Origin of the sequence: Streptomyces sp. B21-083, from assembly GCF_036898825.1 — a bacterium.
Classification (GTDB): Bacteria; Actinomycetota; Actinomycetes; order Streptomycetales; family Streptomycetaceae; genus Streptomyces.
Genome location: NZ_JARUND010000002.1, coordinates 3,012,411 through 3,028,691 on the forward strand (window position 1 = coordinate 3,012,411; position 16,281 = coordinate 3,028,691).

Genomic DNA, 16,281 nt, shown 5'->3' on the forward strand with positions numbered 1-16,281 from the left:
TCTGGCCGTCCCCACCTGTTGCTGTGCCGCTACGCGGCACGGCTTTCAGTGGGGATTCCGTGGCTTCCTGTTTCTTCGCGCTGTGCCGGGACAAGTCCCGGTCCTACCGGCGCTCCGCAGGCTGTTGCCGCCAGTCCGGCGGCCTGTTTGACGTTGATCGCGGCGTTGTGGTCGCGGTCGTGGACGGTGCTGCAGGCGGGGCAGGTCCATTCCCGTACCTGCAGGGGTTTGGGCCCGTCCCGATGACCGCAGGCCGAGCACACCTGGCTGGTGGGCTCGAACCGGCCGATCCTGACGAAGGTCCGGCCGTACCTTTTTGCCTTGTACTCGAGCATGCCAACGAACTGGGCCCAGCCCGCGTCGTGCACGCTTTTGGCCAGCCGGGTGCGTGCGAGTCCGGATACCGCCAGGTCCTCCACCGCGACCGCTTGGTTCTCGCGGATCAACGTCGTGGAGAGCTGGTGGTGGAACTCGTTACGCGCATCAGCCACAGCGGCGTGGGCACGGGCCACCTTCAGCCGGGCCTTTTCCCGGTTCTTCGAACCCTTCCGCTTACGGGACAGTTCCCGCTGGGCCTTCTTCAGCTTCTTCTCCGCCCGGCGCAGAAACCGCGGGCTGTCGATCTTCGTGCCGTCGGAGAGGACCGCGAAGTGGGTGAGGCCCAGGTCGATGCCGATCGCGGCCTCGGGGTCCGGCTCCGTCCAGCGGGCAAGGTTCGTCTCGGCATCGGTGTCGATGACGAACGAGGCGAAGTACCGGCCCGCCGCGTCCACGATCACCGTCACACTCGACGGAGTCACCGGCAGGACCCGCGACCACTTCACCTTCACCTCGCCGATCTTCGGCAACGACAGCCGCCCGCCCCCAGTGATCTTCCAGCGGGCGTTCGCGGTGAACCGGATCGCCTGCCGGGAATCCTTGCGCGACCTGAAACGCGGAGCACCCACCCGCTTCCCCTTGCGCTCCCCCTTCAGCGAGGCGAAGAAGTTCCGGTACGCGGCCTGCACGTCCCGCAGCGCCTGCTGCAGGACGACCGAGGAAACCTCGGCCAGCCAGGACCGTTCGGGAGTGTTCTTGGCCCGGGTGATCAACTGCTGGGACAGGACAGCGGCCTTGGGGTAGGCCGCCTGAGCCGCACGGGCATCCTCACGGGCGCGCACCGCGTCGTTGAACACGACACCCCCTGTCGCCGGGAACACCCGTTCCCCGCCTCACCCCCACGACCCGCACCGTCCGGCTCCGCCGCAACGACACCGCGGCACTCCGCGCCGCAATCACGAGATTCGCTTCACCACCGGGCTGAACTTCAGCCCGATGCACTGCGAATGAAGCTCGTTAGACGGCCCGAGTGGACAGCCCGGTTGTCACCGAATGACATTGCCTGTTCGCCGGTAGCGGCCGTACCGTCCGGATCATGCTTCCTGTGGTCGAGACGGACGAACAATGGGACAAGGTCGTCCCCGACGAGACGGTGATGCGGGCCGGGGCGGCCGACCTGTGCGCGCGCCTCGGCCTGGGCGGCGCCCCGCTGACCCGGTTCCCGGACGGCTCACAGCCGGTGTACGCGGTCGGCGACGAACTCGTCCTGAAACTGTTCCCCGGGGCCGCCGCCGAGGACGGCCGGGCCGAGGGCCGGGTCCTGTCGTACCTGCGGGGCCGGCTCCCCGTACCGACCCCGAAGGTCCACGACTTCGGGCCGTACGAGAACGGCTGGCAGTACGTCCTGATGTCCCGCCTGCCCGGCGTGAACCTCGCCCACGTCTGGGGCCATGTCCCGCGCGCCCACCGGGAGCGCCTCGTCACCGAGATCGGCGAGGCGCTGGCCGCCCTGCACGCCCTCGACCCCGCGCCCCTCGACGACATCCTCGGCCCGGAGAACTGGGGCGCGTTCCTGGACCGGCGGCGCGAACGCACGGTGGAGCAGCAGCGCGGTCACGGGCTGTCGGCGGCCTGGCTGGACCAGATCCCCGACTTCCTCGCCGCGAACCCGCTTCCCCGCACCCCGGCCCGCTCGCTGCTGCACACCGAGGTGATGCAGCAGCACTTCCTGATCGACCCGGACACCTGGCACCTGACCGGCCTCTTCGACTTCGAGCCGGCGATGATCGGCGACCGCGCGTACGACTTCGTGGGCGTCGGCCTGTTCGTCACCCGGGGCGACCCGGACCTGCTGGGCCGCCTGTCCCGCGCGTACGGCCACACCTTCGCCCTGCACCGGCTCCTCGCGTACACACTGCTGCACGTGTACAGCAACCTGCCCTGGTACATGCGCGAACTGCACGTACCCGTGGAGGGGACCTGGGAGGCGGTGGCGGAGGAGTGGTTCGGTACGGCGTGACCCGCTGGTGACCGGGTCAGCCGGCGAACGCCGGCTGGGCGACCCCCTTGCCCGCTTCCGGGACGACCAGGAGCGAGCCCGACATCGGGTGGGCGGCGGACAGGCCGACGCGGGCCGTGGTGATGTACAGATCCGTGAGGTTCGGGCCGCCGAAGGCGCAGGCCGTGGGGCGGATCGTCGGGAGGATGATCGTACGGTCCAGGGTGCCGGCCGGGGTGTAGCGGCGGACCGCTCCGCCGTCCCACAGGGCGACCCAGACGCAGCCGTCCGCGTCGACCGTCAGGCCGTCGGGGAAGCCGGCGCCCTCCTCGATCAGCGCCAACTGGCGGCGGTTGCCGACACTCTGCCCGTCGGCCGACACGTCGAAGACGTCGACGCGGCGGGTCGGGGAGTCGATGTAGTACATCAGGCGGCCGTCCGGGCTCCAGCCCGTCCCGTTGCTCACCGCGACGTCGTTCAGGACCGTCGTGGCCCCGCCGTCCCCCGTGAACCGGGACAGTGTGCCGCCGCCCGGCGCCTCGTCGTAGCGCATCGTGCCGGCCCACAGGGAGCCGTCGGGGGCCACCGCCGCGTCGTTCGCCCGGCGACCGGGGGTCGGCTCGTGGTGCAGCCAGCGGAAGCCGGTGGCTGAGTCGGCGCCGTCCCCGTCGCCGTCGTACAGGGCCACTCCGTCGCGCAGGTTCAGGACCAGGCCGCCGCCCGCGCGTGGTTTCGCCGCGCCCACGTGCTGCTCCGTCGCCATGACCGTGCGGCGGCCCGTCGACGGGTCGTAGGTGTTGACGCGGGAGCCGAGGATGTCGATCCAGATCAGCCGGGACGCCGCCGCGTCCCACGTCGGGCCCTCACCGAGGGTCGCCTGCGCCTGGACCGCCACTTCGAGGGCGGGTTCGTACGTCGTCATGCCACACTCCGGTGACCGAGGCGCTCGGAGAGTTCGGCGGCGCCCTTGGCGGCGAGCTGTTCCAGCTCCGAACGGTGGTCGTCGCTCCAGCGGATCATCGGGACGGAGATCGACAGCGCGGCGACCACCCGGCCCGTGCGGTCCTGCACCGGTGCGGCCACGCAGCTCACGTCCGGGTTCGACTCACGGTTCTCCACAGCGACACCCCGGCGGCGGATCTCCGCGAGAGCCTCACGCAGGACCGCCGGGTCGGTGATGCTGTTCGGCGTCATCGCGGGCAGCGGAACCTTGTCGGGGACCCGGGCGGAGAGCTCGTGGTCGGGGAGCGAGGCCAGCAGCATCTTGCCCACGGAAGTGCAGTGGGCGGGCAGGCGGCGGCCCGCGGCCGACACCATCCGGACCGCGTGGGTGGAGTCCACCTTGGCGATGTAGATGACGTCCGTGCCTTCGAGGATCGCGACGTGCACCGTCTCGCCGCAGTTCTCGGCGACGGACCGGGCGACCTGCAGACCCTCCGCGGCGAGGTCGAGCTGCTCGGCGTAACGGCTGCCGAGCTGGTACGGGCGCACGCCCAGGCGGTAGCGTCCCGGCTGGCCGGGGACCTGCACGATGTACGAACGGGCGGCGAGCGTCGTCACCAGTTCGTGCACGGTGGTGCGCGGCAGCTGAAGCCGGCGCACTATGTCCGGGGCGGAGAGAGTCCCGTCTCCGTCCAGGAAGAGCTCAAGAATGTCGAGAGCCCGGGTCACGGCAGGTACGAGGCGTCCCATGACGGCCCCCTCTCTTGTGTTCAGGGTGTCTACGATCTCGAGCGATACGACGACGTTCGAGATTTCAACAGACGATCGGCATGACGAACAGGGGACAGGCTAACCACAAGGGCTCGGCCGGGCAATGGGCGTGCGACGGCTTCGTTGCCGTCCGTGACTGTCCTCGCCGCCCGACAGGCGGTCCGGGCAGCTCCCGAGACATACGGGACGATGGTTCATATGTTCACGGTCATCGACTTCCAGCTGGTGCTGCTGCGCCGCATGGCGGACCACAATCCGGACCTCGTGGAAGACGCCCGGCACCAGCTGGGCGTGTCGATCGCGGACATGCGCGAGGCCAACAAACGCTGGCAGGCGATGCTGCGCTCCAAGTACGCCCGAGCCGCCGCCTCCCGGTATCGCTCGGTCCTCGGCACCGCGGAGTCGGTGACGGCGCGCAAAATCGGGGACCTGGAGTGCGAGGCCTGGCTGTGGCCGGTCCCCCTCTGGCCCGACCTGCGCTTCGAGGTGCTCGTGGCCCCGAACGGCGTGGCCTGGAACGAATGGCTGGTGCGGGCCCCGGGCGCCCCCGCCCCCGAACTCCGTACGCCGGACGATCTGCGCCCGTGGTCCTGCACGGTCGACGAGGTCGCCCGCGCCTTCGCCCCCGCCCGCCCGCTGGAGGGCACGGCCCCGACTCGCTGGGGCCTGGCGTTCACGGCGCCGGACGGGACGGGGGTACGGCGGGAGTGCGCGGCGGAGTTCACCTGGGGGCTGCTGCAGCGGGTGGCGGTCAAGGACTGAGTCTGTCGACCCCGCCGGTCACGACCGTCCCTGACGGCCGACGGCGGCCCGCAGGATGGCCTGCACGACCACCGGTACCGAGTCCGGGTGCAGATCGAGGAACAGGTTCGGCTCGATCAACTCCAGTTCCATGACCCGGGGTTCACCGTCGTCACCGAGGACCAGGTCGACCCGGGCGTACAGCAGACCGGAGTTGTCCGGCACAGCGGCCAACGCCTGTTCCGCTACGGCGAGTTCGGCCGAGGTCGGGATCCAGACCTCAAGGTCGGGATGGGCGACCTTGTCGTCGTCGTACGCCGTGCCGGGAGCCAGTACGGCCCCCTTGCGGCTGGCGTGCAGAAAGCTGCCCCCGAAGAACTGCAGGGCACGCTCCCCGGTGACGTCGATGCTCCCGACGTACGGCTGCACCATCGCGGTGAACCCCTCGGCGTGCATACGCGCGAGATGCCGTACGGCCGTCTCCCGGTCCTCGGGTGTGTAGCGGGCCGCGTAACGGGCGCCGGCGCCGGAGGTGGGCTTGACGACGTACTCGCGGTCGTCGGGAAGGCCGGGGGCGTCGCCGGGGGCCAGGTAGCTGGTCGGAACCGTGGGGACACCGGCCGCGGCCAGCTCACCGAGGTACCGCTTGTCCATGTTCCAGCGCAGGACGCCGACCGGATTCGCGACCCGCGTGAGCTTCCCGCACCGCTCCAGCCAGCCCGCGAACTCCTCCGCGCGCCAGCTGTAGTCCCAGGTGGACCGCACCACCGCGAGGTCGAAGGACGCCCAGTCGATGTCGGGGTCGTCCCAGTGGACGGCGGTCGCGTCGGCCCCGGCTGCCAGCAACTCCCGTACCAGGAGCGGAAAATCCCGGTCCTTGCTGGTACCGGGCCGGGGGTCGTAGGTGACGATCGCGATGCGGACCACGGGGACTCCCTCGATGAGGCGTGCGGTAAGGCGCGTAGAGCTGGTTCACCACTGATGGTGATTCCGGATGAAGGTTAACAAGCGCTTGACCCTCACCTTCGGTGAAGCCCCGGCATCGGTGACGGAACGAGGAACCGCGGTGCGGGCCGGCTGCGGCGCCTGACGCGGGTGCGGTGGGCGGTCGGAAGTGACCGTGAATGTGTTTCTTCCGGCAGCCGATGGTGTACGGAGGGATCGGGACGGAAGCAGTCCCTGCGATGGTTGCGACCGATGTGACGAGCCAAGGAGTACGACGCGTGTCCTCTCTCTTCCCCGGGCTGACCGACGACCCGACCGGCGCCCCGAGCGGCGCCCCGAGCGGGCGGCCCGCCCTCCGCTTCGGCGAGCGCTCGCTGACGTACGCCGAACTCGCCGCCACGGCCAGAGCCCTCGCCGACCGGATCTCCGGGGCGGGCGGCCGGGTCGCCGTCTGGGCGACGCCGACGCTGGAGACGGCCGTCGGTGTCGTGGCCGCCCTGCTGGCCGGGGTCCCGGCGGTGCCGCTCAACCCGAAGTCGGGCGAGAGCGAGTTGGGCCACATCCTGAAGGACAGCTCACCCACTCTCGTACTCACCGCGCCGGGCGCCCAACTCCCGGACGCCTTCCGCTCGTTGGAGCGCATCGAGGTCGAGGTGGCCGGCCCGGCACGTCCCCCTTCGGGAGCGCCCGGGACGGCGTACGATCCCGCCCCGGAATCCCCCGCCCTGATCGTCTACACGTCCGGCACCACCGGGCCGCCCAAGGGTGCCGTCATCCCGCGCCGGGCCGTCGCCACCACCCTGGACGCGCTCGCCGACGCCTGGCAGTGGACCGGCGAGGACGTGCTGGTGCACGGGCTTCCGCTCTTTCATGTGCACGGTCTGATTCTCGGCATCCTCGGCCCGCTGCGGCGCGGCGGCTCGGTACGGCACCTCGGGCGGTTCGGGACGGAGGGCGTCACCCGCGAGCTGAACGACGGGGCGACGATGCTGTTCGGCGTGCCGACGATGTACCACCGGATCGCGGAGGCGCTGCCCGGCGACCCGGAGCTCGCCGGGGCGCTCGGCCGGGCCCGGCTGCTCGTCTCCGGTTCCGCCGCGCTGCCCGTGCACGACCACGAGCGGATCACGGCGGCGACCGGCCGCCGGGTCGTGGAGCGCTACGGCATGACCGAGACCCTGATGAACACAAGTGTCCGCGCGGACGGGGAGGCGCGCGCGGGCACAGTCGGCGTACCGCTGCCGGGCGTCGAGCTGCGGCTCGTCGAGGAGGACGGGGCGCCCATCACGGCGTACGACGGCGAGACCGTGGGCGAGATCCAGGTGCGCGGGCCGAACCTGTTCACCGAGTACCTGAACCGGCCCGACGCCACCGCCGCCGCGTTCACCGCCGACGGCTGGTTCCGCACCGGGGACATGGCGGTGCGCGATCCCGACGGCTATGTCCGTATCGTCGGCCGCAAAGCCACCGACCTGATCAAGAGCGGCGGCTACAAGATCGGCGCGGGCGAGATCGAGAACGCGCTGCTGGAGCACGCGGGCGTACGCGAGGCCGCCGTGACCGGAGAGCCCGACGCCGACCTGGGCGAACGGATCGTCGCCTGGATCGTCCCCGCCGATCCGCAGTCCCCACCGGACGCCGACGAGTTGGCCAACCATGTCGCGGCCCGTCTCGCCCCGCACAAGCGCCCCCGGGTCGTGCGTTACCTGGACGCCCTCCCGCGCAACGACATGGGGAAGATCATGAAGCGGGCGCTGCCCAGTGACTGACCGGGCCCCCGGGCGCCTCTCCGCCCGCGAGATCATCGCCCTGCTCTGCGACAACGCCGACGCCAGTACAGACAACTCCACTGGCGGCTTCGTCGAACTGCCCTGCCCCACCCGGGAGCGCGAGCCCGACGGTCCCCTCGCCTGGCAGGGTTACGACGCCTCGCGCGCCCGCGCCACCGCCCGCACCGGCGAGGAGGAGTCCGTCGTCTGTGGCACCGCCCGTGTCGGGGGCACCCCGGCCGTACTGATCGCCTTCGAGTTCGGCTTCCTCGGCGGCTCGCTCGGCGAACGCACCGGAGACCGCCTTGAGCGCGCGTACGAGTACGCGCGCGATCACCGCCTGCCCGTCGTGCCGCTCGTCGCGACGGGCGGCAGCCGGATGCAGGAGGGCATGCTCGCGCTGACCCAGCTCCAGCGCGTGGCCCGGCAGTCGGCGCTGACCCGTGCGGCGGGCCTGCCGCAGATCGCGGTGCTCCGGGATCCGACGACCGGCGGCGGGTGGGCGACCCTGGGCGCGGGCGCCGACGTCGTGCTGGCACTGCCCGGCGCCCAGGTGGGCTTCGCGGGTTCCCGGGTCCGGCCTGCCGACGCGGACCCGGCGGCGTACACGGCCGAGGCGCAGGTGGCGGCGGGCGCGGCCGACGCGATCGTACGTCCGGAGGCGCTCCGCGAAACGCTGGCCCTGTGGCTGCGGCTGCTGAGCGCCGGTGCGATCGGCGCCGACCCGACGCGGGCCGTCCCGCCCCCGGCCCTGCTGATCACCGACGCCATCGACACCGCCAACGCTGCCGACGCCACCGGCGAGGGCCCGGCGGGGGCCGCCCCACTGGACACCGACGCCGCCGTTGCTACCGACACCGCCGGCGAGGGCCGGGCGGAGGCCCCGCATCCTCCGCCCGTCCCCCGTTCCGCGTCCCTCCCCTCCACCGGCTGGGACGCCGTCCGGCGCGCCCGGTCCCCTCGGCGTCCGCGCGCCGACGCCTACCTGGACGCCTACTTCACCCGGCGTGCCGCGATCAGCGGTGACCGCTGCGGGGGCACCGACGCCGGGATGGTGTGCGGGTTCGGTGAGCGGGCGGAGGACGGGCGGACCGTCGCGTACGCCGCGCAGCTCGGCACGGCCACCCGTCCCGCCGGCTATCGCACCGCCGCCCGGCTGATCCGCCTCGCGGACCGGCTCGGCATCCCGGTGCTGACCCTGGTGGACACCCCGGGCGCCGCCAACGACGCCGACGCCGAGCGTCAGGGCGCGGGCGCCGCGATCGCGGACCTCTTCGGCGCGGTCGCCGCCGCCCGCACGCCGGTCACCACGCTGCTGATCGGCGAGGGCGGCTCGGGCGGCGCCCTGGCCCTGGCCGCTCCCGGCAACACCTGGGCCACGCCGGACAGCTACTTCTCCGTCATCGCGCCAGAGCTGGCGGCGGCCATCCTCAAGCGCCCGGAGCGTGAGGTGGAGGCGACGGCGGACCAGCTTCGGATCCGGCCGCAGGACCTGGTGGAGCTGGGGGTGGTACGGGGCATCGTGGGCCGCCCGGCCCCCGCCCCGGACCTTCGGTGACGCCCCGCGCCCTTCAGCGGCTCCGCCAACTCCACCTTCGCGCCCTTGTTCCGCCAGGCGCAGAGTTGCCTGGAAGACATAAAGGATAAATACCCATACGGCGGCACCCCACCCGGCCCCCTACAACAGGCGCCCCACTCCCCCGCCACCGCACGATGCCAGTGGAGGCCCGCCGACCGGCGCGGCCCGTACGGTCTGCGCTCTCGGGAGGATCTGCCATGACCGTCAGTCTGGAACAGATGCGCCGCTGCCATTTCGCCGTCGACCTCGGGGCCGCGCGGACCCGCGTCTACGTCAAGGGTGAAGGGATCGTCGTCGACCAGCCGTCGGTCGCCGCCGTGAACACCAAGACCGGTGCGCTGATCGCGGTCGGGGAGTTCGCCGAGAAGATGACGGGGCGTACACCCCACTACATCCGAGTCGTGCGGCCCGTGTCCGGCGGAACCGTCGTCGACATCGAGATGGCGCAGCGCATGCTGCGGCACCTGATCGGCGACAAGGTCCGCCGCAGCCTGCGCCGCAAGCCCTTCCTGCGGGCCGCCGCCTGCTACCCGCACGACGCCGACCCGCTCGCGCAGCGCGCGGCCATCGAGACGCTCGTCGGTCTCGGCGCCCGGCGCGTCGAACTCGTGGACACGCTCGTCGCCGCCGCCGTGGGCTGCGGACTGCCCGTCGAGCAGCCCGAGGCGACCATGGTCATGGTGTGCGGCGCCGCCGCCACCCAGCTCGCCGTTCTCTCCCTCGGCTCGATCGTGACCGCCGAACGGATCCCGGTCGGGGGCGAGGCCGTCGACCACGCGATCGTGCAGCACCTGCGCCACCAGCACGAACTGATGCTGCCCAGCCAGTCCGTACGTCCGCTGCAGCTCGCCCTCTCCGGCAACGGGCTCACCGCCCACGGCCCGTCGTCCACCGAGATCCACGGCCGGGACGTCGCCACCGGCCTCGCCCGCTCCGTCCAGGTCGACACCGCCGCCGTGCGTGACGCCATCCAGACGCCGCTGACCGCCGTACTCGACGGCATCGGCAAGGTGCTGCGGGACTGCCCGCCCGATCTGGTGGCCGACCTCGCCGACCGCGGCATCATGATGGTCGGCGGCAGCGCGCTGCTCCCCGGGTTCGACCAGATGCTGCGGCAGGCCACGGGCATGCCGGTGCACATCGCCGAACGGCCGGACGTGTGCGCGGTGCAGGGCCTCGGGTACATGCTGGAGGGCCGTATCGAGCCGCTGGTACTGGATCCGCTGGCCACCTGAGACCGCCCACCCGACCCGGCGGCCCCACCATCCGCATGCCAGTCGACCCGCCCCCACCTCCCTCTCCTCCCCTGCCGTCCCGTCTCGAAGCCGTACTGGGCATCGGTTCCGATCTCGAACTGCGCACCACCCTCCAGCACATCGTGGACGGCGCGGCCGAGTTGACCGGTGCCCGGTACGCGGGGCTCGGTATGGCCGACCCCGGGCACGACGGTCTCGTGGAGGTCCGCAGGGCCGATCCGGGGCGCGCCGAACGGGAGGGCGTCGCCGCCATCGACGTACCGATCCTCGTGGAGGGCGAGGAGTTCGGGCGGCTGTATCTCGCCGAGAAACTCGACGGGTCCCCGTTCGGCGACGACGAGAGGGAGTTGCTGCGGGTGCTGGCCACACAGGCCGGCATCGCGATCGGGAACGCCCGGCTGTACGAGACCGCGCGGCAGCGGGAGCGCTGGATCGAGGGTGCCGCCGCCGTCACCACCGCGCTGCTCACCGGCAAGGCCTCCGACGACGCGCTGATGATCGTCGCGGACCGCGCCCGGCTTCTCGCCGACGCCGCCGCGGGCGTCATCCTGCAGCCGACGGCCACCGGCGGCATGGAGATCGTGACCGCCTCCACGTTCGACGACCCCGGTGACATCGTCGGGACCGTCATCGCCCCGGGCAGTCCCGTTCTCGTTCAACTCCTGGGCGGGGAGCCGGTGTTCGTCGACGACTCGGCGACCGACCCGCGGATGACGACCCCTGTACGGCACCGGTTCGGACCCAGCATGATGCTGCCGTTGCAGGCCGAGGGGAGGCTGATCGGCACGCTCGCGCTGCCGCGCCGACGCGGCGACCGCCCGTACACCGGCACGGAACGGCTCCTCGCGACGCAGTTCGCCTCACAGGCGGCCCTCGCGCTCGTCCTCGCCGACGCCCGGCGCCGCCGCGCCCGCCTCGCGGTGTACGAGGACCGCGACCGGATCGCCCGGGACCTGCACGATCTCGTCGTCCAACGGCTGTTCGCCACCGGCATGATGCTGGAGTCCACCCAGCGCCGGGCCGGCGACGACGCCGACGTGCGCGAGATCCTCGGGCACGCCGTCGACGAACTCCAGGCCACCGTCCAGGAGGTCCGGACGACCATTTTCGCCCTCCAGCAGTCCCCCGCCGACGCGCCGACAGGCTTGCGCGGCAAGGTACTTCGTGAGACGGCCGGTACGACGGCGGTACTCGGCCGCCGGCCCTCCGTCCGCTTCACCGGGCCCGTCGAGCACCGCGTCCCCTCCCCCGTCGCCGCCCGGCTCCTCACCGCCCTGCGCCGCACCCTCGCCACCGCCGTACGCCGTCCCGGTGTCACCCGCGTCGAGGTCACGGTCGACGCGACGGCGGTCCTGCCGGACGGCCGGGAAGCCGTACGGCTGACGGTCTACGTCGATGACACAACGGGCGCAGGCCCGGGTACGACGGTCATCTGGCAGGCACCGCTGGGAGACGGCACCCTGTAGAGAGGTCACGGACCGTCGACGGCGGAGGGCAGCCAGTGACTGACATCGACACGCGTGACGACATGTCCGTCGGCACTCGCGTGGGCACGTTCATGGACACCGGTATGCACACCGGCATGCATTCAGGTACGGACACCGGTATGGATACCGGCACGGGCACGCGCGTCGGGGCGCGCGTCCGCACGCGCATCGGGGTGACCGGGCACCGCTCGATCCCCGCCGCCGTTCTGCCGTCCGTCCGTACGGGCATCCGCCGGCAGTTGCGGGGCGACGAGGAACTGGAGGCTCTGAGCTGCCTCGCGGCCGGGGCCGACCAGTTGTTCGCCGACATGGCCCTGGACCGGGGCATACCCGTCACCGCCGTGATCCCCGGCATGGACTACGAGACCCACCTCGGCGACGCCGACACCCGCGCCGCATACCGCCGCATCCTCAACTCCTGCCGTACACAAGTGAATCTGCCCGAGGAGGCGACACACGAAGAGGCCTACTTCGCGGCCGGCCGCTGGATCGTCGACCACGCCGACCGGCTGGTCGCGGTATGGGACGGTCAGCCCGCACGAGGACTCGGCGGCACCGGGGACGTGGTGGCGTACGCCCGCCGCACCGGCGTTCCGGTGACGGTGCTGTGGCGACCGGGGGTGCTGCGCGGCTGAGTTCGGGGGTCAACCGCCGAACCGCACCAGCCAGTCGGTGTGCTGCGGTGAGACGACCCGCTCGGCCTCGGCCACCGCCTCAGCCCACCCCGCCTCCGTCACCGTCTTCACCATCGAGACGCGCAGTGTCTCCAGGTCCTGTTCGATGAGGGAGTGGGCATACGTCAACGGCCGGTGCCGCCGCACCTCCTGCCAGGCCACCCCGGCAGCCGCGCCGGCGCTGAGAAGCCCGGTGAGATCCCAGCCGCCGATCACGCCGAGGGCCCTGAGCACAGCCGCCAGCAGGGCGAGCCCTGTCAGGACGGCCGTGACGGAGGACCAGCGCACGGAGGCGCGATGCGACTCGGAGGCGCGGTTCTTGTACCAGACGAACTGTTCCAGCAGCCGGTCCCGGAGATAGATCTCCCGGCGAGCGGCGAACGGCTTGGCGCGCACGGCCCGCATGACCGGGGTGATCTGCCCGGTTCCACGGGCGTGGGCCCCGTTGCGGGAGTCCTCCCAGCCCACCCGTCTGAGTTCCCGGAGCCGCTCCTCCAGCCGTTCCGCGAACAGCCCGTCGGGGTCGGAGACCCGGGAGTGGAACGGCCCCCCGTGGACCATGTACTGCCAGGCAAGCGACTTGAGGAGCTCCGCCACATCGCGGTGCGCCCGCCACTGGGCACGGGCCCGGCGTCGGGCGATATGCAGTCCGATCGCAATCGTGAACGCGTAAAGCAGAGCCGCAAATGCCGCTGGAACATGACTGTTGAAACGCTCCGCCAGCATCGCCATCGCGGTCGCCGACAACAGGAGCAGCAACTGCGTGCGCACCGCGTAGAGGGACTCACTCTGACGGCTCAGAGCCCGCCGATCGCTCACGACAAACAGTGGCGGAAGATCATTCTCACTCAGCGTGACACTGGGCCCCGGAGTACCGGCGTGCAATTGACTCACCCCCGTGGTCATTGCCCACGCATTAGCCAACTCTTGGTGGTCAGAGCCTGAAGTCGAATGGGCGGATTCCATCCTGGGGGTCGCCCTCCGGTATCGTCCGCGTCAAAACCAGACTTTCTTGGTGCCGGTCGGTCCCAACCGGCGACAAGGGGGCTGGACAGCGCCAGCAGAAGGAGCTACGAGCCAGTCATGAGCCTCTCTCAGTCACAGGCAACGCCCGTCAGCGGTACTCGGTCGACCTTCCAGCCGCTGACCCCGCTGGCGGACCTCTCCCGACACTCGCATGCGGTCATGAACATGATCGGACGGTTGCCGGACAGCCCCGACAGGCGTCCGACAAACCCCACCTTCAACTCGGCGGTTTGAGCCTGAAGGTTCACGCGGACAGGTGTATCCGACGGCACCACCGTCGGATGCCCCCCATGTCACAGGTGTCACGCTCGTCAACTTCGGTAACATTTCGACGAGTTGGCCTCGGGTAGGGTAGTGGGTTTGCGATGATGCAGTGTGACGAGCCCCTCCCTCCAGCAGCTGGTCCTCAAGGTGCACAGCAGATGTGACCTGGCCTGCGACCACTGCTATGTGTACGAGCATGCCGACCAGGGCTGGAAAGCTCGCCCGGTAGTCATCTCCGAAGAGGCGCTCACCCGGACCGCCCGGCAGTTCGCCTCCTACGCCGAGGCTCACAAGCTTCCTTCCGTGACGATCATCCTCCACGGGGGCGAGCCCCTCCTCTGTGGCCCTACGCGGCTCAGAAACATCTGCGCGGAACTCACACGGGCCCTCACCCCGGTCACCACACTGGACCTCCAGATTCACACCAACGGAATCCAGCTGAGCCCGCGGCATCTGGACGTCTTCGCGGAATTCGGCGTCAAGGTGGGTATTTCGCTCGACGGTGACCGCGCCGCCAACGACCGGCACAGACTCGACCGCAGAGGCCGCAGCAGCTACGACCGGGTACTGCGCGGAATCGATCTGCTGCGCACCCCCGCGTACCGCCACCTCTTCGGCGGCCTACTCTGTACCGTCGATGTCGCGAACGACCCCGTCACGGTGCACGAATCACTTACGGCGCTTGATCCTCCCCGTATCGATTATTTGCTACCGCACTCGACTTGGGAGAACCCGCCGCCGAACCCCTCCGGGTCACCGACCCCGTACGCCGACTGGCTGCTCGCCGTGTTCGACCTCTGGGAGAAACAGGGACGCAGGATTCCCGTACGGACCTTCGAGTCGGTGCTCAGCACACTGCGCGGCGGTCCCAGTCTGACCGAGGCGATGGGACTCGCCCCGTCCGACCTCGCGGTGGTCGAGACGGACGGCAGTTTCGAGCAGGCGGACTCGCTCAAGACGGCGTTCGACGGAGCGGCGGCCACGGGGTACGACGTCTTCCGGCACGGGTTCGAGGAGTTCGCCCGGCACGAGGGGGTGCTGGCCCGCCAGCGCGGGCTCGCCGGGGTCAGCGAGGAGTGCCGTCGCTGTCCGGTGGTCGACTCCTGCGGCGGCGGCCTGTACGCCCATCGCTACAGTGCCGAACGCGACTTCGACAACCCTTCCGTCTTCTGCGCCGACCTGCGCGCCCTGGTGGAGGGCATCGCCGAGCGGGTGACGAACCGGGCGCTCGCCCCGTCGGTCTGCCGGCCGGACGAACTGAGCCTCTCCCAGCTGCGGTTGGACCGGGCATTGCTGCGGGTCGTGCACGACGACCCGATGCCGGAGCCCGGCTGGGACGACGCCTGGCGGACTCTGCTGGAGCTGGACGCCGGGGACGACACGGTCCGGCACCTCAACGAGGTTCTCGCCCACCCCTACGTCCGCACCTGGCTGCTCCGGTCCCGGCACGGAGCAGCGGATCTCCCCCGGTTCATGGCTCTGGCCTTCTCGGCGGCCGTGCGGGCCGGCGCCGATGTGATGCTCTGCTGGGACCAGTCCGAACGCGCCCTCCATCTCCCCGCGCTGGGCACGTTCACGCTGGCGGAGCCGGGTCGGGTCGAGGTCAAGACGACACCGGGCGGCTTCTGTGTGTTCGGCCCGTCGGGCCCCGTACAGGTGCAGCTCGCCGACGCCGCTGCCGCCGTCCAGTGGCGTCCGCTGGACACCGTGGAACTGTCCGGTCGGCCGGCCCTGGTGGTCGACGACGCGGACTCCTACCGCGACTGCTTCCCCGTTCCGCTCGCCCCCGGGCCGACCCCGGCGTCCTTCGCCGAGCGCCTGAGGCGGGCGTACGACCTGCTCGACGCCCGGCTGCCTCGGTGGTCCGAGGACCGCAACGCGTTGCTCGTCACCACCGTCACTCCGCTCGCAGCGGGCAGCGGGCTGCGGCTCGGCACGCACGGGCCGGGGGCGCTGGGTGCGGCGGTCGACTTCACGCCGGAGGAGTTCGTGCGTGAACTCCCGCGTCTGGGGCGGCGGGCCAGGCTCACCTCCCTCCGGGAGACAAGTGACCTGAACGTCCTGGGCAACCGGGCGGGCCGCCTCCTCGACGAGGCCTTCGAGCAACTCGGCAACTCCCGTCGCGAGGACGCCGTACGCGCCCTGGTCGAGCTGACCGCGCTCCCGGAGAACGAACTCACGCAAACGGGCGCGGTGTTGGCCGCACAACTCTGGACGGAATGGGCGAAGCACCCGGACCCACCGACCCGGAAGCCCCACCGTGCCTGAGCGGCTCCCCCAGACGGCCACCCCGGCCCCCTCACCCAGGGCGACCCCTACCACCCACGCACCCGACCCGGCCTCCTCCCCGGCGACCACTCCAGGCCGACCCCCACGACCGACCACCCCCACGAACACGACCGACCAACCCCTCCCCGCGGCAGCCACCCCGAACCTCCCGCCCCAAACGGCCCCAACCACCCACGCACCCGACCCGGCCTCCCCGGCGACCACTCCAGGCCGACCCCCAC

General features: G+C 71.2%; 13 protein-coding genes. 8 read left to right on the forward strand and 5 right to left on the reverse strand.

Annotated features, from left to right (window positions below):
• Positions 1-29: 29 nt before the first annotated feature.
• Entirely contained in the window at positions 30-1,199 is a 1,170-nt protein-coding gene (locus QA861_RS37450; RefSeq protein ID WP_443041627.1) for an RNA-guided endonuclease InsQ/TnpB family protein, read from the reverse strand.
• 215 nt (positions 1,200-1,414) lie between these two features.
• Here QA861_RS37450 and QA861_RS37455 point away from each other — a divergent pair, with 215 nt between their 5' ends.
• On the forward strand, positions 1,415-2,338 hold the full coding sequence (locus QA861_RS37455) for a phosphotransferase family protein (protein ID WP_334593212.1): 924 nt from the start codon (positions 1,415-1,417) through the stop codon (positions 2,336-2,338).
• Between the two features lie 16 nt (positions 2,339-2,354).
• On the opposite strand, the gene QA861_RS37460 is transcribed toward QA861_RS37455, so the two are convergent.
• Together QA861_RS37460 and QA861_RS37465 are read right to left on the reverse strand one after the other, a co-directional pair.
• Positions 2,355-3,239: an SMP-30/gluconolactonase/LRE family protein gene (locus tag QA861_RS37460; protein WP_334593213.1), complete on the reverse strand. Its 885-nt coding sequence runs from the start codon at positions 3,237-3,239 to the stop codon at positions 2,355-2,357.
• Complete coding sequence (locus tag QA861_RS37465) at positions 3,236-4,009, reverse strand: IclR family transcriptional regulator (protein ID WP_334593214.1); 774 nt, start codon at positions 4,007-4,009, stop codon at positions 3,236-3,238. Before QA861_RS37465 ends, QA861_RS37460 begins: the two co-directional genes overlap by 4 nt.
• Positions 4,010-4,219: 210 nt before the next feature.
• Between QA861_RS37465 and QA861_RS37470 the strand changes: the two genes are divergently transcribed.
• Positions 4,220-4,792 (forward strand): hypothetical protein, encoded by a 573-nt coding sequence (locus QA861_RS37470; RefSeq protein ID WP_334593215.1) that lies wholly within the window; start codon positions 4,220-4,222, stop codon positions 4,790-4,792.
• Between the two features lie 18 nt (positions 4,793-4,810).
• On the opposite strand, the gene QA861_RS37475 is transcribed toward QA861_RS37470, so the two are convergent.
• Complete coding sequence (locus QA861_RS37475; protein ID WP_334593216.1) at positions 4,811-5,698, reverse strand: ATP-grasp domain-containing protein; 888 nt, start codon at positions 5,696-5,698, stop codon at positions 4,811-4,813.
• A 296-nt stretch (positions 5,699-5,994) separates the two neighbouring features.
• Between QA861_RS37475 and QA861_RS37480 the strand changes: the two genes are divergently transcribed.
• From QA861_RS37480 to QA861_RS37500, 5 genes are all read left to right on the forward strand, one after another.
• On the forward strand, positions 5,995-7,485 hold the full coding sequence (locus QA861_RS37480) for an acyl-CoA synthetase (RefSeq protein WP_334593217.1): 1,491 nt from the start codon (positions 5,995-5,997) through the stop codon (positions 7,483-7,485).
• Positions 7,478-9,043, forward strand: a complete 1,566-nt coding sequence (locus tag QA861_RS37485) for a carboxyl transferase domain-containing protein (RefSeq protein WP_334593218.1) — start codon at positions 7,478-7,480, stop codon at positions 9,041-9,043. The genes QA861_RS37480 and QA861_RS37485 overlap by 8 nt, the downstream gene beginning before the upstream one ends.
• Positions 9,044-9,261: 218 nt before the next feature.
• Entirely contained in the window at positions 9,262-10,299 is a 1,038-nt protein-coding gene (locus QA861_RS37490; protein WP_334593219.1) for a rod shape-determining protein, read from the forward strand.
• A gap of 35 nt (positions 10,300-10,334) precedes the next feature.
• Complete coding sequence (locus QA861_RS37495; RefSeq protein ID WP_334593220.1) at positions 10,335-11,786, forward strand: sensor histidine kinase; 1,452 nt, start codon at positions 10,335-10,337, stop codon at positions 11,784-11,786.
• A gap of 140 nt (positions 11,787-11,926) precedes the next feature.
• Entirely contained in the window at positions 11,927-12,442 is a 516-nt protein-coding gene (locus QA861_RS37500) for a hypothetical protein (RefSeq protein ID WP_334594970.1), read from the forward strand.
• A 9-nt stretch (positions 12,443-12,451) separates the two neighbouring features.
• Here the strand turns inward: QA861_RS37500 and QA861_RS37505 are convergent, their stop codons facing one another.
• Complete coding sequence (locus QA861_RS37505) at positions 12,452-13,387, reverse strand: DUF4231 domain-containing protein (RefSeq protein WP_334593221.1); 936 nt, start codon at positions 13,385-13,387, stop codon at positions 12,452-12,454.
• A 495-nt stretch (positions 13,388-13,882) separates the two neighbouring features.
• Here QA861_RS37505 and fxsBH point away from each other — a divergent pair, with 495 nt between their 5' ends.
• Positions 13,883-16,039 (forward strand): radical SAM/SPASM protein FxsBH, inactivated beta-hydroxylase extension form, encoded by a 2,157-nt coding sequence (fxsBH, locus tag QA861_RS37510; RefSeq protein ID WP_334593223.1) that lies wholly within the window; start codon positions 13,883-13,885, stop codon positions 16,037-16,039.
• Positions 16,040-16,281: the final 242 nt, after the last annotated feature.

Excerpts from the sequence above, each read along its gene's own strand:
- QA861_RS37455 (WP_334593212.1), top strand. The coding sequence starts at position 1,415 with ATGCTTCCTGTGGTCGAGACGGACGAACAATGGGACAAGGTCGTCCCC.
- QA861_RS37460 (WP_334593213.1), bottom strand. The coding sequence starts at position 3,239 with ATGACGACGTACGAACCCGCCCTCGAAGTGGCGGTCCAGGCGCAGGCG.
- QA861_RS37465 (WP_334593214.1), bottom strand. The coding sequence starts at position 4,009 with ATGGGACGCCTCGTACCTGCCGTGACCCGGGCTCTCGACATTCTTGAG.
- QA861_RS37470 (WP_334593215.1), top strand. The coding sequence starts at position 4,220 with ATGGTTCATATGTTCACGGTCATCGACTTCCAGCTGGTGCTGCTGCGC.
- QA861_RS37490 (WP_334593219.1), top strand. The coding sequence starts at position 9,262 with ATGACCGTCAGTCTGGAACAGATGCGCCGCTGCCATTTCGCCGTCGAC.
- QA861_RS37495 (WP_334593220.1), top strand. The coding sequence starts at position 10,335 with ATGCCAGTCGACCCGCCCCCACCTCCCTCTCCTCCCCTGCCGTCCCGT.
- QA861_RS37500 (WP_334594970.1), top strand. The coding sequence starts at position 11,927 with ATGGATACCGGCACGGGCACGCGCGTCGGGGCGCGCGTCCGCACGCGC.
- QA861_RS37505 (WP_334593221.1), bottom strand. The coding sequence starts at position 13,387 with ATGACCACGGGGGTGAGTCAATTGCACGCCGGTACTCCGGGGCCCAGT.